Annotated in this window: 25 protein-coding genes and 1 tRNA gene; 16 read left to right on the forward strand and 10 right to left on the reverse strand. The window is 70.4% G+C overall.

Going from position 1 to position 24,124, the window contains the following annotated elements:
* Positions 1–2: 2 nt before the first annotated feature.
* Positions 3–1,286: a nicotinate phosphoribosyltransferase gene (locus ACIBEJ_RS44750; protein WP_397189070.1), complete on the reverse strand. Its 1,284-nt coding sequence runs from the start codon at positions 1,284–1,286 to the stop codon at positions 3–5.
* A 46-nt stretch (positions 1,287–1,332) separates the two neighbouring features.
* On the opposite strand from ACIBEJ_RS44750, the gene clpS reads away from it, so the two are divergent.
* From clpS to ACIBEJ_RS44775, 5 genes are all read left to right on the forward strand, one after another.
* On the forward strand, positions 1,333–1,626 hold the full coding sequence (clpS, locus tag ACIBEJ_RS44755) for an ATP-dependent Clp protease adapter ClpS (RefSeq protein WP_397189071.1): 294 nt from the start codon (positions 1,333–1,335) through the stop codon (positions 1,624–1,626).
* A 10-nt stretch (positions 1,627–1,636) separates the two neighbouring features.
* Positions 1,637–2,158, forward strand: a complete 522-nt coding sequence (locus ACIBEJ_RS44760) for a DUF2017 domain-containing protein (RefSeq protein WP_397189072.1) — start codon at positions 1,637–1,639, stop codon at positions 2,156–2,158.
* Between the two features lie 10 nt (positions 2,159–2,168).
* Positions 2,169–2,570: a Mov34/MPN/PAD-1 family protein gene (locus ACIBEJ_RS44765; RefSeq protein ID WP_397189073.1), complete on the forward strand. Its 402-nt coding sequence runs from the start codon at positions 2,169–2,171 to the stop codon at positions 2,568–2,570.
* Between the two features lie 144 nt (positions 2,571–2,714).
* Complete coding sequence (locus tag ACIBEJ_RS44770) at positions 2,715–2,993, forward strand: MoaD/ThiS family protein (protein WP_397189074.1); 279 nt, start codon at positions 2,715–2,717, stop codon at positions 2,991–2,993.
* 54 nt (positions 2,994–3,047) lie between these two features.
* Positions 3,048–3,995 carry a PLP-dependent cysteine synthase family protein gene (locus tag ACIBEJ_RS44775; RefSeq protein ID WP_397189075.1) on the forward strand — a complete coding sequence of 316 codons (948 nt, stop codon included), beginning with the start codon at positions 3,048–3,050 and terminating at the stop codon, positions 3,993–3,995.
* A 431-nt stretch (positions 3,996–4,426) separates the two neighbouring features.
* On the opposite strand, the gene ACIBEJ_RS44780 is transcribed toward ACIBEJ_RS44775, so the two are convergent.
* Both ACIBEJ_RS44780 and ACIBEJ_RS44785 read right to left on the reverse strand, forming a co-directional pair.
* The gene (locus ACIBEJ_RS44780) at positions 4,427–6,307 is read right to left on the reverse strand and encodes a DUF3352 domain-containing protein (RefSeq protein ID WP_397189196.1); all 1,881 of its coding nucleotides are present in this window, start codon (positions 6,305–6,307) and stop codon (positions 4,427–4,429) included.
* An 83-nt stretch (positions 6,308–6,390) separates the two neighbouring features.
* The gene (locus tag ACIBEJ_RS44785; RefSeq protein WP_397189076.1) at positions 6,391–6,714 is read right to left on the reverse strand and encodes a hypothetical protein; all 324 of its coding nucleotides are present in this window, start codon (positions 6,712–6,714) and stop codon (positions 6,391–6,393) included.
* Positions 6,715–6,827: 113 nt separating this feature from the next.
* On the opposite strand from ACIBEJ_RS44785, the gene ACIBEJ_RS44790 reads away from it, so the two are divergent.
* Genes ACIBEJ_RS44790 through ACIBEJ_RS44800 form a run of 3 tightly spaced genes read left to right on the forward strand, consistent with a single transcriptional unit; the run spans position 6,828 to position 9,246 of the window.
* A complete protein-coding gene (locus ACIBEJ_RS44790) occupies positions 6,828–7,616 on the forward strand; it encodes a thioesterase family protein (protein ID WP_397189077.1) in 789 nt (262 codons plus the stop codon).
* Between the two features lie 56 nt (positions 7,617–7,672).
* Positions 7,673–8,497 carry a glutamate racemase gene (murI, locus tag ACIBEJ_RS44795; protein ID WP_397189078.1) on the forward strand — a complete coding sequence of 275 codons (825 nt, stop codon included), beginning with the start codon at positions 7,673–7,675 and terminating at the stop codon, positions 8,495–8,497.
* Positions 8,494–9,246 carry an MBL fold metallo-hydrolase gene (locus ACIBEJ_RS44800; protein WP_397189079.1) on the forward strand — a complete coding sequence of 251 codons (753 nt, stop codon included), beginning with the start codon at positions 8,494–8,496 and terminating at the stop codon, positions 9,244–9,246. The genes murI and ACIBEJ_RS44800 overlap by 4 nt, the downstream gene beginning before the upstream one ends.
* Here ACIBEJ_RS44800 and ACIBEJ_RS44805 read toward each other — a convergent pair.
* Positions 9,231–10,427 carry an MFS transporter gene (locus tag ACIBEJ_RS44805; protein ID WP_397189080.1) on the reverse strand — a complete coding sequence of 399 codons (1,197 nt, stop codon included), beginning with the start codon at positions 10,425–10,427 and terminating at the stop codon, positions 9,231–9,233. The two genes, ACIBEJ_RS44800 and ACIBEJ_RS44805, sit on opposite strands and share 16 nt — an antisense overlap.
* 110 nt (positions 10,428–10,537) lie before the next feature.
* Here ACIBEJ_RS44805 and rph point away from each other — a divergent pair, with 110 nt between their 5' ends.
* The 7 genes from rph to ACIBEJ_RS44840 are packed head-to-tail and all read left to right on the forward strand — an operon-like array spanning position 10,538 to position 17,134.
* Positions 10,538–11,257: a ribonuclease PH gene (gene rph, locus ACIBEJ_RS44810; RefSeq protein ID WP_397189081.1), complete on the forward strand. Its 720-nt coding sequence runs from the start codon at positions 10,538–10,540 to the stop codon at positions 11,255–11,257.
* Complete coding sequence (rdgB, locus tag ACIBEJ_RS44815) at positions 11,254–11,850, forward strand: RdgB/HAM1 family non-canonical purine NTP pyrophosphatase (protein ID WP_397189082.1); 597 nt, start codon at positions 11,254–11,256, stop codon at positions 11,848–11,850. The genes rph and rdgB overlap by 4 nt, the downstream gene beginning before the upstream one ends.
* A 35-nt stretch (positions 11,851–11,885) precedes the next feature.
* Entirely contained in the window at positions 11,886–13,598 is a 1,713-nt protein-coding gene (locus ACIBEJ_RS44820) for a molybdopterin-dependent oxidoreductase (RefSeq protein WP_397189083.1), read from the forward strand.
* Between the two features lie 47 nt (positions 13,599–13,645).
* Positions 13,646–14,623 carry a LacI family DNA-binding transcriptional regulator gene (locus tag ACIBEJ_RS44825; protein WP_397189084.1) on the forward strand — a complete coding sequence of 326 codons (978 nt, stop codon included), beginning with the start codon at positions 13,646–13,648 and terminating at the stop codon, positions 14,621–14,623.
* A complete protein-coding gene (locus ACIBEJ_RS44830) occupies positions 14,610–16,028 on the forward strand; it encodes an arylsulfatase (RefSeq protein WP_397189085.1) in 1,419 nt (472 codons plus the stop codon). The genes ACIBEJ_RS44825 and ACIBEJ_RS44830 overlap by 14 nt, the downstream gene beginning before the upstream one ends.
* 33 nt (positions 16,029–16,061) lie before the next feature.
* Complete coding sequence (locus ACIBEJ_RS44835) at positions 16,062–16,868, forward strand: toxin glutamine deamidase domain-containing protein (protein ID WP_397189086.1); 807 nt, start codon at positions 16,062–16,064, stop codon at positions 16,866–16,868.
* A complete protein-coding gene (locus ACIBEJ_RS44840; RefSeq protein WP_397189087.1) occupies positions 16,865–17,134 on the forward strand; it encodes a hypothetical protein in 270 nt (89 codons plus the stop codon). The genes ACIBEJ_RS44835 and ACIBEJ_RS44840 overlap by 4 nt, the downstream gene beginning before the upstream one ends.
* A 136-nt stretch (positions 17,135–17,270) precedes the next feature.
* Here ACIBEJ_RS44840 and ACIBEJ_RS44845 read toward each other — a convergent pair whose 3' ends face one another.
* The 6 genes from ACIBEJ_RS44845 to bcp form a co-directional block, all read right to left on the reverse strand.
* Positions 17,271–19,751, reverse strand: coding sequence for an ABC transporter permease (locus ACIBEJ_RS44845; protein WP_397189088.1), 2,481 nt, complete (start codon positions 19,749–19,751; stop codon positions 17,271–17,273).
* Positions 19,748–20,500, reverse strand: a complete 753-nt coding sequence (locus tag ACIBEJ_RS44850; RefSeq protein WP_397189089.1) for an ABC transporter ATP-binding protein — start codon at positions 20,498–20,500, stop codon at positions 19,748–19,750. The genes ACIBEJ_RS44845 and ACIBEJ_RS44850 overlap by 4 nt, the downstream gene beginning before the upstream one ends.
* A gap of 109 nt (positions 20,501–20,609) precedes the next feature.
* Complete coding sequence (locus ACIBEJ_RS44855; RefSeq protein WP_397189090.1) at positions 20,610–21,260, reverse strand: response regulator transcription factor; 651 nt, start codon at positions 21,258–21,260, stop codon at positions 20,610–20,612.
* Positions 21,261–21,263: 3 nt separating this feature from the next.
* Positions 21,264–22,442 carry a sensor histidine kinase gene (locus ACIBEJ_RS44860; protein WP_397189091.1) on the reverse strand — a complete coding sequence of 393 codons (1,179 nt, stop codon included), beginning with the start codon at positions 22,440–22,442 and terminating at the stop codon, positions 21,264–21,266.
* A gap of 244 nt (positions 22,443–22,686) precedes the next feature.
* Positions 22,687–22,770, reverse strand: a tRNA-Leu gene (locus tag ACIBEJ_RS44865).
* 73 nt (positions 22,771–22,843) lie between these two features.
* The gene (gene bcp / locus ACIBEJ_RS44870; protein WP_397189092.1) at positions 22,844–23,317 is read right to left on the reverse strand and encodes a thioredoxin-dependent thiol peroxidase; all 474 of its coding nucleotides are present in this window, start codon (positions 23,315–23,317) and stop codon (positions 22,844–22,846) included.
* Between the two features lie 79 nt (positions 23,318–23,396).
* Here bcp and ACIBEJ_RS44875 point away from each other — a divergent pair, with 79 nt between their 5' ends.
* Complete coding sequence (locus tag ACIBEJ_RS44875; protein WP_397189093.1) at positions 23,397–23,723, forward strand: DUF3618 domain-containing protein; 327 nt, start codon at positions 23,397–23,399, stop codon at positions 23,721–23,723.
* The last annotated feature ends 401 nt before the right edge of the window (positions 23,724–24,124 follow it).

Consider the following 24,124-nt stretch of genomic DNA (forward strand, 5'->3'; position numbering starts at 1 on the left):
CTTCAGGCGAATTCCGTGGGGATGGCCGCATAGCCCCGTCCGAGGTGGAGGGCGTCCTGGGGCAGGCGTCCGACGGCCTCGCGGTGGCGGTCGCGGGCGGCCTCCAGGGGTTCGCGGCCCACGACCGCGCCGTCCTTGACCAGCTCGTGCAGCAGGGGGACGCCGCCTTCCGGCACGAGTCCCGAGGTGGTCACCATCTCGGTCTCGTAGTGGCCGCTCTCGTCGAGCAGCCGGTAGGCGTGCTTGCGGCCGCCCCGCGAGGGCTTGCCGACCGAGCGCTTGGCCACCGGCTCCAACTTGCCGGCGGCGGTCTCCCTGGCCACGAGCTTGTACACCAGCGCCGCCGTCGGCACCCCCGAGCCCGTCACCAGCGAGGTGCCCACGCCATAGGCGTCCACGGGGGCCGCGGCCAGGGCGGCGATCGCGTACTCGTCGAGGTCGGAGGTGACCAGGATGCGGGTCTTGAAGGCGCCGAGCGCGTCGAGCTGCTCGCGCACCTCCTGCGCGGCGGCGGCCAGGTCGCCCGAGTCGATCCTGACCGCGCCCAGGTCGCGGCCGGCCAGCTCGACCGCGGTCCTGACCGCCTCGGGCACGTCGTAGGTGTCGACCAGGAGCGTGGTCGAGGGACCGAGGGAGGCGATCTGGGCCTCGAAGGCGGCCTTCTCGGAGTCGTGCAGGAGGGTGAAGGCGTGCGCGGCCGTACCGGCTGTGGGGACGCCGTAGGCGTGACCGGCCATGAGGTTGGAGGTCGCGGTGAAGCCGGCGAGGTAGGCGGCGCGGGCGGCGGCCACGGCGGCGCGCTCGTGGGTGCGGCGCGAGCCCATCTCGATGAGCGGCCGGCCACCGGCGGCGTTGGCCATGCGCGAGGCCGCGGAGGCGATGGCGCAGTCGTGGTTGAGGATCGAAAGGATCACGGTCTCAAGCAGTACGGCTTCCGCGAACGACCCCTCGACCACCAGGATCGGCGAGGCCGGGAAGTACAGGTCACCCTCGCGATAACCGCACACGCTCCCGGAAAATCGGTAATCGGCCAGAAACGCCAGGGTCGCCGCGTCCACCACCCGGTTGTCGCGCAGGTAGGCCAGTTCTTCCTCACCGAAGCGGAAGCGTTCCAGCTCGTCCAGCACCCGTCCGATGCCCGCGACCACGCCGTAGCGGCGCCCGCCGGGCAGGTGGCGCGCGAAGACCTCGAACACGGCCCGTCGATGGGCGGCGCCGCTGCGTAGCGCGGCCTGCAACATTGTCAGCTCATAGTGATCTGTGAGCAACGCAGTGCTCATGGTCATAGTCACGACTCGAAGACTACGGCCCAGATAGGGCAGACTCGGGGATGTGGGTAGCACCGCTCCAATCGCCGTCGAGCGTCCGTCATCGGACGTTCGGCCCGATCTGCCATGGGTGACGATCGTCTGGAATGACCCGGTCAACCTGATGTCGTACGTGACCTATGTCTTTCAGACCGTCTTCGGCTACTCGAAGGAAAAAGCCGAGAAGCTCATGAAGGACGTCCACCACAAAGGCAAGGCCGTCGTGTCCAGCGGCACGCGTGAAGAGATGGAACGCGATGTGCAGATTCTTCACTCCTACGGCCTGTGGGCGACGCTCCAGCCGGACTCGGCCAAGTGAGGCGGAACCCGTGAGCTCTGGCTTCACCTCGCACAAGGACGGTGTGATCGCCGAGTTCGAGCCCGCCGAGGTCTCGATACTCAAGTCGCTGGTCTCCCAGGTGCTCGGGCTGGTCGAGCCGGGGCTCACCAGTGACGACCCGCTGGAGCGCGCGCTCGGCATCGGCGCCGCGCAGGCGCCGTCGGACCCGGTGCTGAAGCGGCTGTTCCCGAGCGCCTACGAGGACGACGAGGACGCGGCCGACTTCCGCCGCTACACCGAGGCGACGCTGCGCGAGGGCAAGCGCGCCGACGCGCAGACGATGCTGGACACGGCGAAGCCCGGCCGCAGCGAGCTGACGGCCGAGCAGGCGCAGGCGTGGCTGCGCTCGCTCAACGACGTACGGCTGGCGCTGGGCACCCGGCTGGAGGTCACCGAAGAGGTGCACGACGAGATCGCGATGATGTCCGAGGACGACCCGCGCTATCCGGCCTACGTCACCTATGACTGGCTGACCTACCTGCAGGACAGTCTGGTTCGCGCACTCTGGTAGTTTCCGCCCCATGCTGACGATCTCGCAGGAACTGGTGGACAAGATCGTGGCCCACGCGCGGGCCGACCACCCCGACGAGGCGTGTGGGGTCATCGCGGGGCGAAATGGGGTACCCGAGCGCTTCATCCCCATGGAGAACGCCGAACGCTCGCCCACCTTCTACCGTTTCGACTCGCTGGAGCAGCTCCGCGTCTGGCGGGAGATGGACGACAACGACGAGGAACTGGTCGTGATCTACCACTCCCACACCGCCACCGAGGCATACCCCTCACGGACCGACGTGAGCTACGCCTCCGAGCCGAACGCTCATTACGTGCTGGTCTCAACCCGGGAAGAGGACGAGACCGAATTCCGCTCCTACCGCATCCTCGACGGGGAGATCAGCGAAGAAGAGGTAAGGTTTATCCCATGAGGACCGCCGCCCCTGCCGCCGCGCGGGTGCGTCATGTCCAGAGCTTCCTCTTCGCGCACACGCCCTCTGTCGTCGTCTACGACTGTCGCTGAACGGACCCCCGCTCACCCCGACATATCCCGACATGAGGAGACCTGATCAGCGATGGCCATTGAGGTACGCATCCCTACCATCCTGCGCAACTACACCGACGGCGCGAAGGCCGTCGACGCCGAGGGCGCCACGCTCGACGAGCTGATCGCCAACCTGGAGTCCCGGCACCCCGGCATCAAGGACCGCCTGGTCGACCAGGGGGCGCTGCGCCGGTTCGTGAACGTCTACCTGAACGACGAGGACGTGCGTTTCCTCGGCGGTCTCGGCACGCCCGTGTCCGACGGTGACACGGTGACCGTCCTGCCCGCCGTCGCCGGCGGCGCGCGCTAGATCCCTTAGCGTGGCCCCTTTCCGGGGCCGCGCCCGAGGCGGAAGCCGTACACGATGCGCTTTGAATCTTTGATCGACTCCGTCGGCCGCACGCCGCTCGTCGGGCTGCCCAGGCTCTCGCCCTCCGCCGAGGTGCGCGTGTGGGCCAAGCTTGAGGACCGCAACCCCACAGGTTCCATCAAGGACCGGCCCGCGCTGTGGATGATCGAGCAGGCGGAGAAGGACGGCCTGCTCACCCCCGGCTGCACGATCCTGGAGCCGACCAGCGGGAACACCGGCATCTCGCTGGCGATGTCGGCCAAGTTGAAGGGGTACCGGCTGATCTGCGTCATGCCGGAGAACACCTCCGAGGAGCGGCGGCAGTTGCTGCGGATGTGGGGCGCGGAGATCATCTCCTCGCCGGCCGCCGGCGGCTCGAACGAAGCCGTCAGGGTGGCCAAGGGGCTGGCGGCCGAGCATCCGGACTGGGTGATGTTGTACCAGTACGGGAACCCGGCCAACTGGCGGTCCCACTATGAGACGACCGGGCCGGAGATTCTGGCTGATCTGCCGACGGTGACGCACTTCGTGGCGGGGCTGGGGACGACCGGGACGCTGATGGGGGTGGGGCGGTTCCTGCGTGAGCGGGTGCCGGAGGTGCAGATCGTCGCCGCCGAGCCTCGGTATGGGGAACTGGTCTATGGGCTGCGGAACGTGGACGAAGGGTTCATTCCTGAGCTTTATGACGAGTCCGTGCTGACCACCCGGTTTTCGGTGGGGTCGGGGGATGCGTTGCGGCGGACCCGGGAGCTGCTGGAGGCTGAGGGGATCTTCGCTGGGGTTTCCACGGGGGCGGCTTTGCATGCTGCGCTGGGGGTGGCGGGGAAGGCGGTCAAGGCTGGGGCGCGGGCGGACGTGGTGTTCGTGGTGGCGGATGGCGGCTGGAAGTACTTGTCCACCGGCGCGTACGAAGGCACCCTCGACGAGGCCGAACACCGCCTCGACGGGCAGCTCTGGGCGTGATCCGGTTCTCCCGGGGCAGTTCCTGGATTTTCTGAGGGTCTTCCCGCCTCGGCGACCGTGCGTGTTGCGCCGGGCTCCATCGCACATCGTCCCGCCGTACCGGCGCTGACAAGCGTCGGGGGTGGCGGGGTGTTGGGCGCCACCGCGACCGGGCGTCGCCTGCGGTGCTGGCGGGCGGTGCTTGCCGACCGTGCGTGTTGCGCCGGGCTCCACCGCACATCGTCCCGCCGTACCGGCGCTGAAGAGCGTTGGGGCCGTCAGGTTGTGCGGCCGTGCGGCGGCGGTGGTGGCGATGTGCTCGGGTGGGTTGGGATGCGGTGCGCGGGGGTGCGGAGGGCGGGTGCGGGGGGATTGGTGGTGCGGTGGGCTGGGGTGTGGTGGGTGTGGAAGAGGGGCAGGGCCTAGTGGCTCTGCCCCTCTTTTGGGTTTTGTTAGTTGAAGAGGAGGCGGAGAGAGAAGGTGGCCTCTGAGGTGGTTTGTTTGCCGCTCAGGCCCACTGCGCGGAGCGCCTGCAGGTTGGTCTTCTCTTCGCCCTGCAGGTTCTGCAGGTAGAGCTTCTCCACCTTGTCCAGGTCCACGAAGAGGGCGTAGCTGGTGGAGCCAGCGTCGGGGATGGCGGTTTTGAAGGTTTCGCTGTCGCCCAGGGCGCCCTCTTCCGCCAGCTTCTTGGCGTACTCGTCCGTGGTGGCGAGGGTGAAGGTGCCGTCGCCGGGGACCTTGGCGATCTGCGGGGCCGGCTGGCCCTGGGCGGTGATCGCCTTCTCGACCTTGTCCACGATGGCCTGCGCCTTGGCGGGGTCCGTGACGATGCGGACGCCGGCCTTGAACTGCTGGCTGTCCAGGCCCTCGCCGTCCACCGCGATGGTCAGGTTCTTGCCCAGGAAGGTGGCCAGGTCGTCGGGCAGGGCCAGGCCGTACTGGGTCTTGGCCTGCTCCACGAACTGCTTCATCTGGGCCCCGCCCGGGGTGGCGGCCATGGACTGTTCGATCTCGGCCCACTTCTTGGTGATGATCTGGTCGAGGCCGGAGATCGAGAGTGCGCCCGCCGTGCTGGCGGGGAGCGTGGCGAGGTTGGCGGCCTCGGGGTCGCTGGTGACCAGGCCGTCGGCGCCCCTCACGATGCCGGCCAGTTCGGCGTAGGCGGCGTCGAAGCGGAACGCGCCGGCGAAGCGGGCGTTCTTGATCTGCTCGAACGCCTTGGTCTCCTCGGGCGACATGTCGGGCTTGGCCAGTTCGGCGATCTTGCCCACGTGACCCCAGAAGGACAGCACGCCCTGCTCGCCCACGGCGTCGATGTCGCCGCCGAAGTCGGTGTTGTCGGCGAGGCTGGTCGAGCCGGTGGCGTACTTGTCGGCGTCGGCCTGCTTCTCCGTGAGGATCGCGTAGTCGTCGCGGAAGGCCAGGCCGTACTTCTCCTCGCCCATGAGCTTGGCGATGCCCGCCTTGGCCTGCTCCTCGTCCTTGACCTGGACGGCCACGGCGAAGCCCGGCTCCTTCGAGCCGCCGGCGGGCGGCAGGACGCCGACGCCGATCCGGCTGCCGAGCCAGGGGTCGACGTCCTTGGCGAAGTCCAGCTTGGACAGCCGCTCGTCGTCCTTGGTGGCGGCGTCGAACAGCGCCTGGCGCGGGTCCTCACCCTTGAAGGAGTCCTTGGTGACGGTGAACTTCCTGGCGATCTGGAACAACGCCACCTTCTGGTTGGCGGCCGGGTCGAGGTCCAGGCGCATGTAGGCGAAGGACTCTGCGGGCAACACCTCGTGCGGCTGCGTGCCGCCGCCACCCAGCGCGCTCAGCGCGTAGACGGTGCCGCCGCCGAACAGGATGACGGCCAGCGCCGCGATCCCGGCGATGATCCAGCCCTTGCGGTTGCCGCCGCCCTGCTTGGCCGGCGGCTCCGAGGGACCGAAACCCTCCGGGCCCTCCTGCTGCCAGCCGCCGTACTGCTGCTGCTGGTCGTACTGGGGCTGCTGCTGGCCGTAGGGCTGCTGGCCGTACTGCTGGTGCTGGCCGTAGGAAGCCTGGTCATGCGAAGGCTGACCATATGAGCCCTGGGAGGGCTGGCCGTATGAGGGCTGACCATGCGAAGGCTGGTCATATGAGGGCTGACCGTAGGCAGGCTGACCGTAGGGGGGCTGGCCTTGGGACGGCTGCTGCCCGTAAGCGGCCTGCTGACCGTAGGGCTGCTGCTGGCCGTACTGGGGCTGCTGCTGCTGGTAGGGCTGCTGCGGCGGGTACGGCTGCTGCTCCTCGTTCCAGCGGTATGCCGTCGTCCGATCCGGATCCTGGCCACTCGGGGGATTATTCGCAGACATCACTCAACTCACAATGTGGATTTTTGACCACATGGAAGTTATCGGATGTCTCTAGCGGATCGCTTGCAATGGACTAAATCGTGTTACACCCGTGAAAGCTCCTTCTTCTGGGTCTTGAGGATCACCTCACCGCCCCCGTAGTCCTCGACCGTCTCCCACGGCACGAACGTGCATCCCGTGTAAACGATCTTCGCCACCTTCTCGGACACCCATCCGAAACGTCCCTCGCGGTCGCGGGTCAGCCCGAAGAAGACCGGCCCGCGGATCGCCGAGACCACGAGCCCGTAGACCGTGTGGCTCTCCTGGAGGCCGCCCTTGTTCTTGACCACGCGTACGTCCACGACGTGTCCGACCCAGATTCCCTGGGAGTCCCAGACCGACTGACCCATGAGCTCGGTGAGTGCCATGCGCGCGACCTTCGCACCCGGATCACGTTTACGCAGGTAGGCGCGCTGATAGGCGGGATGCCCTAGAGTATGGGTTTACTAGAATTTAGTTCCGGACTTGAGGTGGCAACGGGATGACCAAGTTCGACGAGGCGACCCAGGCGATCAGGGTCGACGACCAGACCTACGACGTCTGCCTCGACCCCGGCTACGCGATCGGGGGACCGCTCAACGGCGGCTACCTGATGGCGGTGATCCTGCGGGCCGCGGTGGACGCCTCGCCGTTCGAGCATCCGGTGAGCACCTCGACGCAGTTCCTCAAGGCTCCGGTGGCGGGTCCGGCCCGGGTCATGATTGAGCCGCTCAAGGCCGGCCGTACCGCGGCATTCGCCCGCGCGCGGCTGATCCAGAACGACGTGCCGCAGATCGAGGCTCTGATCACCACGGCCACGCTCACCGGCGCCGCGCCCGACTTCAGCGGGGAACCGCCCGCGCTGCCCCCGATCGAGGAGTGCGGGAAGCTGCCCGACCCCAAGCCCGAGTCGGGCATGACGCTCAACGCCCAGATGGACCTGCGCTTCGACCCGCCCACGATCGGCTGGCTGAGCGGCGCCCCGAGCGGCCGCCCCGAGTCGCGGGCCTACTTCAGGATGGCCGAGGAGCAGGACCCCGACCCGTACGTGCTGGCGCTGGCCGTGGACGCGCTGCCGCCCGTGGTCTTCTCGGCCGGGCACCGCGGCTGGGCGCCCACCGTGGACCTGACCTGGCACCTGCGCGCCGTCCCCGCCCCCGGCTGGCTGACCCTGAGCGCCGGCGGCCGGCTCATCGCCGACGGCTGGTTCGACGAGGAGGTCGAGGTGTGGGACTCCGCCGGCCGCCTGGTGGCCCAGTCCAGGCAACTGGCCAGGGTGGGGCGCGGATAGGCAATGTGAGCATTCTTACGCGGTGAAGTCGTGGCAGGTCGCCTACCCTCGAATGCGTGCCAGACGCGAGCATCGGGATCTTCGACAGCGGGGTGGGCGGCCTGACGGTCGCCAGGGCGATCATCGACCAACTGCCGCACGAGTCCGTCACCTACGTCGCCGACACGGCCAACCAGCCGTACGGTCCCAAACGCATCGCCGAGCTGCGCAAGTACGCCCTGGAGGTGATGGATCACCTCGTCGATACCGGCGTCAAGATGCTCGTGATCGCGTGCAACAGCGCCAGCGCCGCCGTGCTGCGCGACGCCCGCGAGCGCTACGACGTCCCGGTGGTCGAGGTGATCCAGCCGGCCACGCGCCGGGCCGTGCGGGCCACCCGCAACGGCCGGGTCGGCGTGATCGCCACCCGCGCGACCATCGAGTCGATGGCCTACAACGACGCCTTCACCGCCGCACCCGACATGCGACTGACCGGCGTGGCCGCCCCACGCCTGGTCGAGTACGTCGAACGCGGCGAGACGATGAGCGACGAGCTCATCGAGGTGCTCCGCGGCTACCTGGCGCCCGTCCAGGACGACGGATGCGACACGCTCATCCTGGGCTGCACCCACTATCCGCTCCTGACCGGCGCGATCTCCTACGTCGCCGGTGACGGCGTCACGCTGGTCTCCAGCGCGGACGAGACGGCCAAGGACGTCTACCGGATCCTGCACGACCGCGGCCTGGCGGCCGGGAGCGGAGCCACCCCCCGGCACCGGTTCCTCGCCACCGGCGACTCGACCCTGTTCGCCCAGCTCGGGCGGCGCTTCCTGGGGCCGGAGATCGACGCGGTCGACCTCGCACCCGTGGGGGGTAGTACCTCTTTTGGGAGGCCCACATGAAGGTGACCATCGTCGGCTGCTCGGGCAGTTTCCCGGGCCCGGACAGCCCCGCGTCCTGCTACCTGCTGGAGGCAGAGGGGTTCAGGTTGCTGCTCGACTTCGGCAGTGGAGCGCTGGGAGCGCTCCAACGCCACATCGACCTCTATGACGTCGACGCCATCTGCCTCACCCACCTGCACGCCGACCACTGCCTTGACCTGTGCGGATACCACGTGGCACGCACCTACGGGCCGGCCGCGCCGTACCCGAGGGTGCCCGTCTACGCGCCGCGCGACGCCTCACGACGGCTGGCCGCCGCCTACGGCATGCCCGAGGAGCCCGGCCTGGAGACCGCCTTCGACTTCGTCGCGCTGGCTCCCGGCAGCTTCGAGATCGGGCCGTTCACGGTGACGGCCGGCCGCGTCAACCACCCCGTCGAGACGTACGGCTTCCGCGCCGCCTATGGCGGGCGCAGCGTCGCCTACTCCGGCGACACCGGCGAGTCGGAGGAACTGGTACGGCTGGCCGACGCCGCCGACCTGCTCCTGTGCGAAGCCTCCTTCCTGGAGGGCCCCGACCTGCCGCAGGGCCTGCACCTGACCGGCCGCCAGGCCGCCGAGCACGCGGCGAAGGCGGGCGTGGGCCGGCTCGTGCTGACCCACCTCGTGCCGTGGCACGACCGCCGCCGGGTGCTCGACGAGGCGTCGAGCGGCGGGTTCGCCGGCCCGATCGAGCTGGCCCGCAGCGGGGCGGTCTACGAGCTGGCCTGAATCTTCACGAAGTCCCGCATGCGCGGCAGCCGGGAGAACAGCAGGGGCGCGAACGAGACCAGCCGCCCCGCCATGAACACCCACAGCGCCTCGCGCACGCCGATCTCATGGGCCACGATGCCGCCGAGCAGCGCGCCGACCGGCATCGTGCCCCAGACGATGAACCTGACCGTGGCGTTGACGCGGCCGAGCACGTTCTCCGGCATGACCGTCTGCCGGTAGGTGATCACGCCGATGTTGTAGAGGATGCCGCCGAAGGACAGCGCGATCGAGGTCAGCGCGAAGAACGAGACCCGCCAGTCGGCCTGCGTCATGGGCAGCAGCAGGCCGAACGGCGAGCTCAGGGCGAGGGCCAGCCAGGTGACCCTGGCCTGGCCGTACCTCCTGAACAGCCATGCGCCGAAAACGCCGCCGAGCAGACCGCCGACCGCGCCCGACATGAGCAGCACGCCGATGATGCCGGGCGGCAGGTGCACCACGGTGGCCAGGAACAACACCGACAGGCTGAGCACGGCGCTCACGCAGACGTTGGTCGCGGCCGTCGCGGCCAGGAAGGCCCGCAGGACCTGGTCACCCCATACGGCCCGCAGCCCGACGGCGATGTCGGGAAGGAGCCGGGAACGTTCCGATCGGACGGGCGCCGGTTCCGGCTTCTTGATCGTGCCCAGGAAGGCGACCGAGGCCAGGGCGGCCAGCGCGGTGGCCAGCATCGTGCGCGGGGCACCCAGCAACTGCACCAGAGCGCCGCCGAGGCTCGGACCGGCCAGCGCGCCCCCGTTGCGCACGACCTCCAGCTTGGCGTTGCCGTCGGTGAGATCCTCCTTACCGACCAGTGACGGAAGGTAGGTCGGATCGGCCACGTCGTTGAAGACCTGGACCAGTCCGGCGAGCAGGGCGACCGCGTAGAGCACCGGCATGCTCAGCACGCCCAGCGCCGCGGCCAGCGGAATGCTGCTGAGCAGCAGGAAGCGCACCGCGTCGGCGAACATCATCACCCTGCGCTTGCGCATGCGGTCGACCCACACCCCCGCGGGCAACCCGATGATCAGGAAAGCGACGGACTGCAGCGCTGCGAGCGCGCCCACCTCGAACGGCGACGCGTGCAACGACAGCACGGCGACCAGGGGGAGGGCCACCCGTGCGATGTTGGCTCCGAACTCGTTGGCCAGATGTGAACCCATGAATCGGAGGAAGTCCGGGTTTCGTAACACCCCCGTTGTCATTGGGTAAGGATCTATGTCTAGGCCGGGGGCGGTCAAGGGTATAGGCCCGCGGAGATAGGGTGATCTGCATGTCTCGACAGGATGGCCGCACCCCGGATCAGCTCCGCCCGATCACCATCACCCGCAACTGGCTCACCCACGCGGAGGGCTCCGTGCTGGTGGAGTTCGGCGGCACGAGGGTCCTGTGCGCCGCGTCCGTCCAGGACAGCGTGCCGCGCTGGCGGCGCGGCAGCGGGCAGGGCTGGGTCACCGCCGAGTACGCGATGCTGCCCCGGGCCACCAACACCCGCAACGACCGTGAGTCGGTCCGCGGCAAGATCGGCGGGCGCACCCACGAGATCTCCCGGCTGATCGGCCGTTCGCTGCGCGCCTGCGTCGACTACAAGGCGCTGGGCGAGAACTCGGTGCTGATCGACTGCGACGTGCTGCAGGCCGACGGCGGCACCCGCACCGCGGCCATCACCGGCGCGTACGTGGCGCTGGCCGACGCGGTCGCGTGGATGCGCAAGCGCAAGATGTGCCCGGGGGACCCGCTGGTCGGCTCGGTCGCCGCGGTGTCGGTGGGCGTCGTGGGCGCGGTGCCGATGCTCGACCTCTGCTACACCGAGGACGTCGCCGCCGAGACCGACATGAACGTCGTCATGACCGGCGAGGGCAGCTTCGTCGAGGTCCAGGGCACCGCCGAGGGCGTCCCCTTCGACCGTGACGCACTCAACCAGCTCCTCGACCTGGCCGTGACCGGCTGCGAGGAGCTGACGCTCCACCAGCAGGAGGCACTGGGCGCGTGAAGATCATCCTGGCCACCCGCAACAAGGGCAAGATCGCCGAACTGCGGCGCATCCTCGGCGGCTTCGACATCGTGGGCCTCGAGGAGTTCCCCGAGATCGAGGACGTCGTGGAGACCGGCGTCACCTTCGAGGAGAACGCCCTGCTCAAGGCCGTCGCGGTCGCCCAAGGCTCCGGGCTGCCCGCGGTCGCCGACGACTCCGGGCTCTGCGTCGACGTGCTCAACGGCATGCCCGGCGTCTTCTCCGCCCGCTGGGCGGGCCGACACGGCGCCGACGAGGCCAACATCGACCTGCTGCTCGCCCAGGTGGGCGACGTGCCGGACGAACTGCTGACCGCGCACTTCGCCTGCACCGCCGCGCTCGCGCTGCCCAGCGGGGAGACGCGGGCGGTCGAGGGCACGCTGCCCGGACGGCTGATCCGCGAGCGCCGCGGGTCCCACGGCTTCGGGTACGACCCGATCTTCGTGCCGGACGGCGGGAGCCGTACCACGGCCGAGCTCACGCCCGCGGAGAAGGACGCCATCAGCCACCGGGGCCGCGCCTTCCGCGCCCTCGACCCGATCGTCCGCGAACTCCTCGTAACCAGGGCGTAAGAACTCCCGCCCCGGGGCTGGCGTAGCGTCGGGGTGTGCGTAGACGTGTGGTTCCCGCGTGGGCGGGAGCGCTTGCCGGGCTCGTGGCCGGGGCCGTGGCGCTGGGGATCGCCCAGTTGACCGCGGCGATCGTGCGGCCCGAGTCCTTTCCCGTGGTGGCCGTGGGTGACGCGGTCGTGGATCTGTCGCCCGCTCCGCTCAAGGACTGGGCGATCGCGACGTTCGGCGAGAACGACAAGGCCGTGCTGGTCGGGGGCGTGCTCGTGCTGCTCGCGGCGGCCGCGGCGGGTCTCGGCGTGCTGGCGACCCGGCGGATCGGGTACGGCCAGGCGGGGCTGGCCGCCTTCGCGGTCATCGGGGTGTGGGCGGTGCTGACCCGTCCCGATGCCGGCCCCGCCGACGTGCTGCCCACGGTGATCGGGCTCGCGGTGGGCATCTGGGCGCTCGGTCTCCTGGTACGGCGGGCGTACCGCATGGCCCCGGCCGTCGCCGGCGCGTCCACCGGGGAGCCTGCCGGGCTTCGCACGGAGGAGCCCGGCGCGGTTCGCACGGAGGAGCCCGCCGCGGTTCGCGCGGGAAATCCCGCTGAGGCGGGCGCGGGGGAACCCGCCGAAGATCCCGTAGGGGGGTCAGCGGAGGGTGGGCCTGTGGAGTGGCCCACGGTTCATGGGCCGGAGATGGTCTTCGATCGGCGGCGGTTGCTGATCGGGGCGGCCGGTGGGGTGGTGGTCGCGGGGGCTTCCGGGCTGGTGGGCAGGGCGTGGTCCGGGTCGGAGGCCGTCGATGCCGCCCGTAGCGGTGTCGCCCTGCCCAAGGCTGCCCAGCCTGCGAAGGCGCTTCCGCCGGGCGTGGACTTCCGGCTCAACGGCCTCACCCCCTTTGTCACGAAAAATCGGGACTTCTATAGGGTGCACACCGCGCTGATCCTGCCCAGGATCGACCCCAGCCAGTGGCGGCTGCGCATCCACGGCATGGTCGACCGTCCCATCGAACTGACCTACGCCGACCTGCTCAAGCGCCCCTTCACCGAGGCCGACATCACGCTCACCTGCGTGTCCAACGAAGTGGGCGGCGACCTGGCGGGCAACGCGCGCTGGCTCGGCGTGCCGCTGGCCGGGATCCTGCGCGAGGCGGGCGTCCAGCGCGACGCCGACATGCTGCTGTCCACCTCCGACGACGGCTGGACCTGCGGCACCCCCGTGGACGTGGTCATGGACGGCAGGAACGCCATGCTGGCCGTCGGCATGAACGGCGAGCCGCTGCCGCTCGCGCACGGGTTCCCGGTCCGGCAGGTGGTGCCGGGTCTGTACGGGTACGTCTCGGCCACCAAATGGCTGGTCGACATCAAGGTGACGCGTTTCGACCGGGACGAGGCGTACTGGACTCCGCGCGGCTGGTCGGCCAAGGGGCCCATCAAGACGCAGTCGCGCATCGACCTGCCGCGCGACGGGGCCAAGGTTACGGCGGGCCGTACGACGATCGCGGGGGTGGCGTGGGCGCAGCACACCGGCGTGGACGCGGTCGAGGTGCGGGTGGACGGCGGCGCGTGGCAGCAGGCGCGGCTGGCCGAGGCGCCCACGGCCGACACCTGGCGGCAGTGGGTGTTCGACTGGCAGGCGGCGCCGGGTGAGCACACGATCCAGGCGCGGGCCACCGACGCGGCGGGCCGTACGCAGGTCGAGCAGAGGGCGCCGGTGGCGCCGGACGGCGCGAGCGGATGGCACACGATCACCGTGCGGGTGGGCTGAGGAGGCGGGCCGTTGACGGCTCGGCGTTAAACGTTTAACAATGGCGTGTGCCGTCCAAACCGACCGTCCGTGACGTCGCGCGCGTGGCCGGCGTCTCGGTGGCGACGGTCTCCTACGTGCTCAACAACCGCGACGACGGCCGGGCCAGGCCGGAGACCCGCGAGCGGGTGCTCGCCGCCGCGGCCGGACTCGGCTACTCGCCCAGCTTCGCCGCCCGCGGGCTGCGGCGGGGGAGGACCGAGCAGGTGTACGTCGTGCCGCGCCGGCCGGGCTCGCCCTTCGCCGCCGCCCTGGCCCGCGACCTGTCGGCCGTCGCCGAGCGGCACGGGTACGCGACCGCGATGTTCGTCCAGGGCGACTGGGAGGGCTACCTGCGCAGGCGGGTCGCCGACGGGGCCGCGATCGACCTGTGGCACCGGCGCGGCTTCGACCAAGCCAGGCTCGAACCGCTGGTCGAGATGGGGCTGGCCCTGGTGGTGTTCGGCAACGGGATCGAACCCTCGGGCTTCGACGTGGTCCGCAGCAACGAGCGGGAGGCGTGCGAGGAGGCCATGCGGTACCTGGTCGGGGCCGGGCACCGGCGCATCGCCTGCCTTCGGCGCTGGCCCGGCGAGGGGCAGGACGACTACCGGGCGGTGCGCTTCGAGGCCTATCAGAGTGTTCTGGGGGAGCTGCCCGAGGAGTGGCTGATGCCGTACACGGACAATTCCTGGGAACGCGGCCACGACGCCGCGCTCGCGCTCCTCGACCGGCCCGACCGGCCCACCGCCGTCTTTGCGCTCAGCGACTCCGCGGGGGTCGCGGCCTGCTGGGCCGCGCGCAGCCTCGGCCTGCGCGTGCCCGACGACGTGGCGATCGTCGCCGTCGGCGGCGTGCACGAGCCCGCCACCCGGGTCACGTTCGTCGAACCCGACCGCATGGACTTCACCCCCGCGGCCGACCTGCTCTTCGACCGGCTGAGCGACCCCGGCCCCGGCCGGGTCCTGTTCCAGAACTGGAGTCTCGTCCACCGTGGCACAGCCTGACATCCTGGTGATCTTCACCGACCAGTGGCGGGGCGACTGCCTGTCGATCGACGGCCACCCCGTCGTCGAGACGCCCTTCATCGACCGCTGGGCCTCCGGCGCCCGCCGCTTCACCAGGGCCTACTCCGCCAACCCCACCTGCGTGCCGGCCCGCGCCTCCCTCATGACCGGCCAGCGCGCCACCACCCACGGCCGCGTGGGCTACGCCGACGGCGTGCCCTGGGAGTACGAGACCACCATGGCGGGCGCCTTCACCGCCCACGGCTACCGCACCCACGCCATCGGCAAGATGCACGTCTACCCCGAGCGGCACACCCTCGGCTTCGAAAGCGTCGAACTGCACGACGGCTACCTGCACCACGCCCGTCGCCACGCCGCCGACCTGGCCGACATCGACGACTACGTGCCCTGGCTGCGCGAGGTCACCGGGCGGGCCGACGCGGACTACGCCGAGCACGGCGTCGACTGCAACAGCACCGTCGCCCGGCCCTGGGACAAGCCCGAGTGGCAGCACCCGACGAACTGGGTCACGCAGCGGACCGTGGAGTTCCTGCGGACCCGTGACCGGTCGCGGCCGTTCTTCCTGTACGCCGGGTTTCATCGGCCGCATCCGCCGTACGACCCGCCCGCCTGGGCCTTCGAGCAGTACATGGATCGGGAGATGCCGCCGGTGCCCGTGGGGGAGTGGGCCGGGGACATGTGGGGCGGGCTCGGGAATCCCCATGATCCGGCTTCGCCGTACCTGGAGCTGCCGCCCGAGCGGCTGCGGCGGGCCAGGGCCGGCTACTACGGGCACATGTCGCACATCGACCAGCAGGTCAACCGCATCCTCGAGGTGCTCGCCGAGGAGAAGGCCGACAACACGATCGTGCTGTTCACCTCCGACCACGGGGAGCTGATGGGCGACCATCACCTCTACCGCAAGTCGCTGCCGTACGAGGGGTCCGCGCGCATCCCATTCGTCCTGGGCGGGCCCGGCATCGCGCCCGGAGTGGACACGCGGGTGGTGGAGCTGCGTGATGTCATGCCGACGCTGCTGGGGGCCGCCGGGCTGCCGGTTCCGGCCACGGTCGAGGGGCGTGACGTGGTGTCCGGGCAGCCGCGGCCGGTGCTGCACGGTGAGCACGTGATCTCCGCGCGGGCCGGGAGCACGCACTGGCTGACCGACGGGCGGTGGAAGTACGTCTGGCGCAGCGGTGACGGGCGGGAGCAGCTTTTCGACCTGGCCGAGGATCCGGACGAGCTGCGCGAGCTGCCGGTCGGTGGTCCGTGGCGGGCCATGCTGGTGGAACGGCTGCGCGGCCGTCCCGAGGGCTTTGTCAGGGACGGGTCGCTGGTCGCGGGGCGGCCGGTGGGGCCGGTGTTGCCCGCCGGGTGGGTTCGGGAGAATCGGGTAACTCGCTGACTCGGAGCGACGGGGAGTTTACGATCGGTCGTCGTGTTCCGCGACCGAAAGTCCGGCAACCGGTGGAGCCTTCCCGGCGGGCACTACGACCCGCTGGTGGCCGAGGGCGTGCGCTGGCGTGACTACGAACGGGCCGCCGACTCGGCCGAGCCCCTGGAGCCGTCCTTGGAACAGCCCTCTGAGCAGCCGTTGGGAGTTCGGGATGGTGGTTTTGCCGGGGAGGACTGGTTCGACCTGCCCGGTCGGCCGCCCCGGCTGGCGAGTTGCCGGCCGTACGGGGTGCCGGGTGGGCTGGCGCACCCCGACCCGCAGGTCGAGCAGGACCTGATCCGGTCCGTTCCGGCGGGGAGCCGGTTTCCCGATCCGCGCGGCACCTGGATCCGGCTGATCAACGGCGAGGGGCCCGCCGAGGACCCGTTCCGGGCGGGCAACGCCGTGGACTGCGCGCTGGCGGTGCTGTCCACCTGGCACGGCGAGCCCGCGGCGGCCGCGCCGCGGCTGCCCGAGTACGACCGGGTCGGCCGGCCGCTGCTCACCGGCGAGGACGGCGGCATCGCCAGGATGGAACGCTGGGTCGGGCAGCGGTTCGAGTGCGCGGGGCAGGGGCGCAACGCCTACCCGCTGATCGCGCGGCGGCTGGCGGAGGCCGGGCACGGGGCGGCGGCCGTGCTGGTGGTGCGCTGGCCGGGCGGCGGCGCCCACGCGTGGAACGCGGTCAACATGGCGGGAGAGGTGATCTGGGTGGACGCGCAGCGAGGGCACATGGCGGTCGAGCCGCCGTACACGACGGTGACGGGCGTCTTCTGCGTGGTCGTCGACCGGCAGGGGCTGCCGCGGTGAACCTGGACCAGGCGCGCGCGGTGGCGGAGGAGTACTTCAACGGCGTCCGGGCCGCCGACGAGGCCGTCTCGGTCGGGCTCCACGCCTTTCGCGAGGGTTACGTGGCCTGGGTCAGGGAGCCGGAGCCCGCCGACCCCGCCCAACTGCCCGAGAGCGTGGGCGGCGGCTGCATCGTCATCGACGCGGCCACCGGAGAGGTGGCGATCCGGCCACTGCTCGACCCCGAGACGGTCGCCGAGCAGTGGCCGGGCCGTACCCCTCGCTGACCCGTCACCCCGAGCTCGCGAGGACGGCACGCTGAGCGCGCCGCCCTGACGCGAGCTTGGGAGCGGCGTCGTGAGGCGGGCTCAAGGAGCGCGGCCTCCTGAGGCGGGTTCGGAGAGCGCGGCGGGCTCGGGGGAGTCAGCCGGCGGCGAGGGAGCCGACGATGGAGGCGCGGGCGGCGCGGCGGGCGGGCAGGACCGCGGCGAGCACCCCCGCCACCCCCGACAGCGCCACGAATAGCAGCACCTGGCCGATCGGGAGCTGGTAGACCGCGCCGTCGATCATCGCCTTGACCGCTGCCCAGCCGAACACGGCGCCGAGCGCCACTCCGACCAGTGCCCCGATGAGCCCGAGCACCAGCGCCTCGACCGAGAGCATTCGGCGTAGCTGCGGCCGGGTGAGCCCGAGCGCGCGCAGCAGCGCCGACTCGCGGGTGCGCTCGTGCACCGACAGCGAGAGCGTGTTGGCGATGCCCAGCAGCGAGATGAGGATGGCCAGCCCCAGCAGCGCCGTGATGATCATCAACACCATGTTGAGCGCGTCGTCGAACTGCCCGCGCACGTCCGTGGAGCTCTGCACCTGGACCGTCGGGTAGGCGGCGGTGGCCGCCTCCACGAGTTCGCGGGCCCGCTCGGGGGCGACGCCGTCCTTGATGTTGACCATGACGCGGGAGTCGAGCGCGGCGGCGAAGTGCGCGTCGAAGAACTTCTCGGGCAGCGTGACGCTCGGCAGCGGCGTCTCCGAGCCTTCGAGGACCGCCACCACCTTGAGCGTCTCGCCCTTCAGCGTGATCGTGCTCCCGACCTTGGCCCCGAGGTCGGTGGCCAGGTAGTCGGTCAGAGCCACCTGACCGGGGGCGAAGCCGGACATGCTGCCGCTCTTGGCGACCGGCTTGAGCGGTCCCGACCAGGTGCCGACGTCGAACTTCTTCCCGCCGACCTTGGCGCTGCCCTCGCGGATGGAGACCACCGCGCTCAGCTCGGGCTGGGCACGCAGCTTCTCGCCGACCTCGCGCGGGATGCCGGGCTCGCGCGTCTGGGTCATGATCATGTAGTCGACCGGGAACTGGTTGTCGAGCTTGGCGTCCATCGTCACCCGCGTGGACGCCGTGATGACCGAGATGAGCGTCATCAGCGTGACCCCGATCGTCAGCGCGACCGTGGTGGTGGCGGCCCGCTTGGGGTTGCGGCCAGAGTTGTCCACGGCCAGTCGTCCCGGCACCCCGAACAGCTTGCCCGGCACCCAGCCGACCAGCGCGCTGAGCGGCTTGACCAGGACCGGGCCGAGGATCAGCACCGCCAGGAAGGTCAGCGCGCCGCCGCCCATGACGACGAACAGCGAGACCATCTCACCGGGCGTCATCATCACCCCGGCCACGGTCGCACCCGCCCCCGCCAGCAGGAACAGCCCGGCGAAGATCATGCGCAGCGCGCCGGTGCGGAACGTCTGCTCCTCCACCTGCGAGCGCAGCGCGGCGATCGGGGCCACCTTGGTCGCGCCGCGGGCCGGCAGCAGCGCCGCGCCCACGGTGACCACGATGCCGACCGCCAGGCCGATCGCGATCGTCTTCGGCGCCAGCGACACGCCCGCGCCGGTCGGCAGCGGCGCGTCGAAGGCGGCCAGCAACGTCATCGCCAGCGCGCCGAGCCCGTAGCCGGCCAGCAGGCCGAGCACCGAGGAGACCACGCCGACCACCGCCGACTCGAACAGCACCGAGCCGAACACCTGCCGCCGGGTGGCGCCGATGCAGCGCAGCAACGCCATCTCGCGGGTGCGCTGGGCGATGAGGATGTTGAAGGTGTTGTAGATGACCAGCGCGGCCACCAGCATGGCGATCAGGCCGAACAGCAGCAGGCCCGCGGTGATCATGTCCGTGGACACGCCCGCCGCCTTCGCCATCTGGTCGGCCAGCTCCTGGCCGGTCAGGACCGTGGCGCCGCCGGCGACCGCGGCGACCGCGCGCTTCAGCGCGGCGGGGTCGGCCCCGGCCACGTCGATCTCCGAGAACCCCTTGGCGCCGGTCATCCGCTGCGCCGTCGCGGTGGTGAACCCGACCGCGCCGGTGAAGCCCAGCTCCTGGTCCAGTCCGGGGTCGAGGATGCCGACGACCTTGAAGTCGTGCCTGGCCTGGCGGTGGTCGAGCACGGTGACGGTGTCGCCGGGCTTGAGGTCCTGGGCCTTGGCGGTGTTCCTGTCGACGACGGCCGCGTGGTCGTCGTTGCCCGGCCCGGTGCCGGTGAGGATCGTGGCGCGGGCCAGCTCGCCGGTCGGAAGCGAGACGGCGGTGGTCGGCAGGTCGCCGACCGCCTTGCCGTCCTTGCCGAGCAGGGGAGCGGAGCCGCGGACCAGGCCCTGCGCGTCCCTGACGCCGGGCACCTCCCTGATCGTGGCCAGCAGCTCGGCGGGCAGCGGCTTCTCCGGGTTCTCGGGCAGCACGGCGACCGCGACCTTGTCGGCCTCCGCGGTGACCTTCTGGGAGAAGCCCGCGTCGATGGTGTCGGTCAGCACGAACGTGCCCGCGATGAAGCCCACGCCGAGCGTGATCGCCAGGGAGGTCAGGAGGAGTCTGAGCTTGTGCGCGCGCAGGCCGGCCAGAGCCGTCTTGATCAACCCGCTCACCCTTCCAGCTTCATCAGGGTGTCGAGGACCGTCTGCGGGGACGGCTGCGCCAGCTCGGAGACCAGGACGCCGTCCCGCAGGAACACCACGCGGTCGGCGTAGGAGGCGGCCACCGGGTCGTGGGTGACCATGACGATCGTCTGGCCCAGCTCGCGCACGCTCGTCCGCAAAAACGACAGCACCTCGGCGCCGCTACGCGAGTCGAGGTTGCCCGTCGGCTCGTCGGCGAAGATCACCTGGGGCTTGCTGATGAGGGCGCGGGCCACCGCCACCCGCTGCTGCTGGCCGCCGGACAGCTCGCTCGGCTTGTGCGACAGCCGGTCCTTCAGCCCGACGGTCGCGATCACCCGGTCGAACAGCGGCTGGTCGGCCAGGCGGCCCGCGATCTCCAGCGGCAGCCGGATGTTCTGCTCTGCGGTCAGCGTCGGCAGCAGGTTGAACGCCTGGAAGATGAAGCCGATCCGCTCGCGGCGCAGCAACGTGAGCTGCTTGTCGCCGAGTCCCGTCAGCTCCACGTCGCCGATGTGCACGGTGCCGCTGGTCGCGCTGTCCAGACCCGCCAGGCAGTGCATCAGCGTGGACTTGCCCGAGCCCGACGGGCCCATGATCGCGGTGAACGCGCCGGTGGCGAACGACACGTCGACGCCGCTCAGGGCGCGCACCTGGGCGTCGCCCTGGCCGTACACCTTGGTCAGGGCTCTGGCCACCACCGCGGGCGGGGCCTGGCGCCGTGTCTCCGTGAGGGTCACGTTCACTCCTGGGTCGTGTTTCGTCGAACTCGACCCACGCTAGGGCCGGAAATTTCGCGATCCATGACCCCTGAGGAGGGACTTCACGTGCCCCCTGAGATGACCGGCCTCAGCCTTTCGGCCGATTCGAGGGCACGATCAGGCCCGCCTCGTAGGCGTACACGACCACCTGGGCGCGGTCCCGCAGCCCCAGTTTCGCCAGAATGCGCCCGAGATGCGTCTTCACCGTGGCCTCCGCCACGTCCAGGCGGGCGGCGATCTCCAGGTTCGACAGTCCACGGCCCACCATCAGCAGCACCTCGTGCTCGCGTGGCGTCAGCTCCTTCACCGCCGCCGCCTCGCCCGAGGGCAGGTGCGCGGCGAAGCGGTCCAGCACGCGCCGCAACGTGCTCGGCGCCATCGCCGCGTCGCCCGCGTACACCTGCCGGATGGCGGTCACCAGGTCCGCCGGCGGCACGTCCTTCAGCAGGAACCCCGCCGCGCCCGCCTTCAGCGCCGCGAACGCGTACTCGTCCAGGTCGAACGTGGTCAGCATCAGCACCTTCGGGCCGTCGATCCTGGCCGTCGCCTCGACGCCGTCCATGGTCGGCATGCGTACGTCCATGAGCACCACGTCCACCTCCGTGTGCTCCAGGATCTCCAGCGCCTGCGCGCCGTTGGCCGCCTCGGCCACCACCTCGATGTCCGGCTGGGCCGACAGCACCATCCTGAAGCCCGTGCGCAGCAACTGCTGGTCGTCCACCAGCATCACGCGGATCATGGTCTAGGCCGCCCTCTGCTTCGGGATCGGGAGCCGGGCCAGGACCTCGAAGCCGCCGCCCGGCCTGGGTGCGGCCGTGACGGCGCCGCCGTACATGGAGACGCGCTCGCGCATGCCGACCAGGCCGTGGCCGCCGGTGCTCGTGGGGGCCGCGGCGCCCCTGCCGTCGTCGGTGACCTTGACGACGAGTTCGGCGCTGCCGTACGTCAGCTCGACCTGCGCCCGCGCGGCGGGACCGCCGTGTTTGAGCGCGTTCGTGAGCGCCTCCTGGATGATCCGGTAGACGGCGAGTTGCTGCCCCTCGGGCAGCTCGCCGGGCGCGCCGGACACCTGCAGCTCAGCCGGTACGCCCGCGCCCCTGACCAGCTCCTCAAGCTGGCCGAGACCGGGCTGGGGCAGGTAGTCGGTGCCCGGAGTGTCGTCCTGCCGCAGCACCCCCACCAGCCTGCGCATCTCCGCGAGCGCCTCGCGCCCGGTCCTGGAGATGTTCCGCACGGCCAGCCGCGCCTGCTCCGGATCGCCGTCGATCGCGAACCCGGCGCCGTCCGCCTGGACCACCATGACGCTCACGTTGTGCGCCACGACGTCGTGCAGTTCCCGCGCGATCCGCGCCCGTTCGGCCGCCGCGGCGATCCGCGCCTGCTGGTCACGCTCACGCTCGGCCCGCTCGGCCCGCTCCTCCAGGCTTTCCAGGTAGCGCCGCCGGGTGTTGGCGTACAGGCCGGTGAGCCAGATCGCCGCCACGAAGATGGTCCCGGTGGTGAACATCCCCAGCGACGGATTGTCCCAGTGCACCAGCGACAGGAAGATCCCCAGCTCGGCCACCAGCACCGCCAGGACCGCCCACAGCAGGCGCGCCCGGTAGGCCACCGAGAACAGCGCCACCAGCACCGCGAGGTTGGCCGGGATCGGATCCAGCTTCAGCAGCCACTGGACGAAGCTGATCGCCGCGATCACCGCGAACGCCGGAACCGGCCGCGAACTGCGCCAGAGCAGCGGCAACAGCAGGATCCCCGACAGCCCCAGATAGCCGCCCACCGAGATGTAGGCGCCCGGATCCTCCGGCCTGATGTTGCCGTACGGCACCGCCATCAATACGCACAGGCCGATGAGAGGCGACACCCACAGGGCATCGACCAGCTTGTCGTGGCGCTGCGTCCACGAACGAACCCTGCCGAACACATCATCACGATACGTACCACCCGCGGGCGCTCGATCCGCCTGGAGGTGGAACACGCCGTACGACCCAGGTCTGACATGAACGGCTCTTAACACCCGCCTTACCGGCCTTCCGGCAAGATTCTTCCTGGGAGCGCCTTTCAGAGGCGGGTAAAGGGAGATCGTGATGGTCGATCATGATCACGACGTCGGGCCGGGTGGCGAAGAGGAAGCGCCACCCGGCCCGATCTTTGTCCGTGGCGGCGTGTGCGGGCGGGGGGACTCGAACCCCCACAGTGTCTCCACCAACAGGACCTAAACCTGCCGCGTATGCCAATTTCGCCACGCCCGCGTCCCGGCTGCAGTAGCGGAACTCCCGTAGTCTAGCTGCCCCGGGGCAGCCTGGAGCACGGGTTTTCGCCGCCTCAGTCCAGGCCCAGCTTCTTCTTCAGACTCGCCACGTGGCCGGTGGCCTTCACGTTGTAGAGCGCCTGCTCGATCTTGCCGTCGGCGTCGATCACGAAGGTGGAACGGATCACGCCTACGACCTCCTTGCCGTACAGCTTCTTGGCGCCGTACGCGCCGTACGCCTTGTGCACCGCGAGCTCAGGGTCGGACAGCAGCGGGAACGTCAGCGCGTCCCGCTCCGTGAACTTGACCAGCTTGTCGGGCTTGTCCTTGGACACGCCGAGCACCACGAAGCCCTCCGCGGTCAACTGCCCCAGATTGTCGCGGAAATCGCACGCCTGCTTCGTGCAGCCCGGCGTCATCGCGGCAGGGTAGAAATAAAGGATCACCCGCTTGCCGCGCAGCGAGTCGAGCGAGACGGTGCTGCCGTCGGCGGCGGGAAGGGCGAACTCCGGCGCGGCGTCACCAGCTACCAGCTTGGTTTCGGTCATGACCCAGAACCTACCGGCCTGCCCGGCGTGCCGTACGGTGACCTGACCTGACAGACTGATCGCCTGCGAGAGGAGAGCCATGGCTGACACCGACCCGGACGAGATGGAGCGGCGGATCGCGCAAACGCGCACGGAGCTCGCGCGTACGGTCGACGCCATCGCCGACCGGGTGAGCCCCAAACGCGTGGCCGAGCGCACGGTGGCCGACGTGCGAAGCCGGGCCGCGCACGTCGCCACGTCCGTAGGCGACGCCCTCGGCTTCACGGCCCGGCCGGTGCGCATCGAGGACGACCCGGACCACCTGTGGGACGACGAGCCGCCTAGCTTGGCGCCGGTGCTGATCGGGGTAGGAGCCGTACTGGTGGTGGGGGCCGCCATCATGCTGTGGCGCCGCCGCCGCCGCTGACACAGGCAAGCTCCTCCCCTCGGGGCGTCGGGCTGTGACAGTGGGGCTCTGCCCCACACCCCGGGCGCGGGAGAACCCTCGCGCTCCCCACGCGGCCGAGGTCCTGCTGTTGCGCCGGGGTTGGGACTGCCCTGGCGAGGTGGCTACGGGCGTGGCGTGTCTGTCGGACCGTTGTGGCACTGAGCGCACCGGGCGCGGTCACCGCGTCGTGTGGGCCGAACCGGCCACCGCACCCGACAGCGACGCCCCTGGCGAGCCCTTGGCCGCCAGCCCAGTCACCTGAAGCAATAGTGTCGCCCGACCAAGGAGACCTTGGCCCGGCTCACCAAGCGACCCGGAGCGCACGCCGCCATACCTAGTTGCGATCTCAGCGCGAATGGGCCCAATCCACGATGAGTGGT

The sequence above is a fragment of the Nonomuraea sp. NPDC050790 genome (genome assembly GCF_044456745.1).
Classification (GTDB): Bacteria; Actinomycetota; Actinomycetes; order Streptosporangiales; family Streptosporangiaceae; genus Nonomuraea.

Excerpts from the sequence above, each read along its gene's own strand:
- rph (WP_397189081.1), top strand. The coding sequence starts at position 10,538 with ATGTCTCGACAGGATGGCCGCACCCCGGATCAGCTCCGCCCGATCACC.
- ACIBEJ_RS44790 (WP_397189077.1), top strand. The coding sequence starts at position 6,828 with ATGACCAAGTTCGACGAGGCGACCCAGGCGATCAGGGTCGACGACCAG.
- ACIBEJ_RS44765 (WP_397189073.1), top strand. The coding sequence starts at position 2,169 with ATGCTGACGATCTCGCAGGAACTGGTGGACAAGATCGTGGCCCACGCG.
- ACIBEJ_RS44785 (WP_397189076.1), bottom strand. The coding sequence starts at position 6,714 with ATGGCACTCACCGAGCTCATGGGTCAGTCGGTCTGGGACTCCCAGGGA.
- bcp (WP_397189092.1), bottom strand. The coding sequence starts at position 23,317 with ATGACCGAAACCAAGCTGGTAGCTGGTGACGCCGCGCCGGAGTTCGCC.
- ACIBEJ_RS44875 (WP_397189093.1), top strand. The coding sequence starts at position 23,397 with ATGGCTGACACCGACCCGGACGAGATGGAGCGGCGGATCGCGCAAACG.
- ACIBEJ_RS44770 (WP_397189074.1), top strand. The coding sequence starts at position 2,715 with ATGGCCATTGAGGTACGCATCCCTACCATCCTGCGCAACTACACCGAC.
- ACIBEJ_RS44780 (WP_397189196.1), bottom strand. The coding sequence starts at position 6,307 with ATGTCTGCGAATAATCCCCCGAGTGGCCAGGATCCGGATCGGACGACG.
- ACIBEJ_RS44775 (WP_397189075.1), top strand. The coding sequence starts at position 3,048 with ATGCGCTTTGAATCTTTGATCGACTCCGTCGGCCGCACGCCGCTCGTC.
- ACIBEJ_RS44800 (WP_397189079.1), top strand. The coding sequence starts at position 8,494 with ATGAAGGTGACCATCGTCGGCTGCTCGGGCAGTTTCCCGGGCCCGGAC.
- ACIBEJ_RS44855 (WP_397189090.1), bottom strand. The coding sequence starts at position 21,260 with ATGATCCGCGTGATGCTGGTGGACGACCAGCAGTTGCTGCGCACGGGC.
- ACIBEJ_RS44750 (WP_397189070.1), bottom strand. The coding sequence starts at position 1,286 with ATGACCATGAGCACTGCGTTGCTCACAGATCACTATGAGCTGACAATG.
- ACIBEJ_RS44805 (WP_397189080.1), bottom strand. The coding sequence starts at position 10,427 with ATGGGTTCACATCTGGCCAACGAGTTCGGAGCCAACATCGCACGGGTG.